This is a genomic window from Rhizobium herbae (assembly GCF_019511375.1).
Classification (GTDB): Bacteria; Pseudomonadota; Alphaproteobacteria; order Rhizobiales; family Rhizobiaceae; genus Pararhizobium; species Pararhizobium herbae_A.
In genome coordinates this window covers 1-237 of the sequence record NZ_JAEUAO010000027.1, presented here as the reverse complement: position 1 = coordinate 237, position 237 = coordinate 1, and the positions used below count along the sequence as shown (strand labels likewise).

The window sequence follows — 237 nt, the reverse complement described above, 5'->3', positions numbered from 1 at the left end:
GTCGACGACGGCGAGGCGGTGTTTGCCGCCCCGGCCACGCTCGACGGCACCTATGGCAGCTTCTCCTTCGATGCCGCCACCGGCAGCTGGACCTATACGCTCGACAACAGCCGGGCGGCGACGCAAGCGCTCAACCAGGGCGAGGCCGTCAGCGACACGCTGAGCGTCACCTCGCTCGACGGCACCGCCAGCCACAACATCGTCGTCGCCATCACCGGCGCCAACGACGCGGCGTCG

The 237-nt window shown here is 70.0% G+C and carries 1 protein-coding gene; it reads left to right on the top strand.

Annotation, left to right across the window (positions count from 1 at the left end; translation table 11 throughout):
* Positions 1-237 (top strand): VCBS domain-containing protein (locus JNB71_RS24315; RefSeq protein ID WP_220374324.1); only part of this gene is annotated, 237 nt, incomplete at both ends.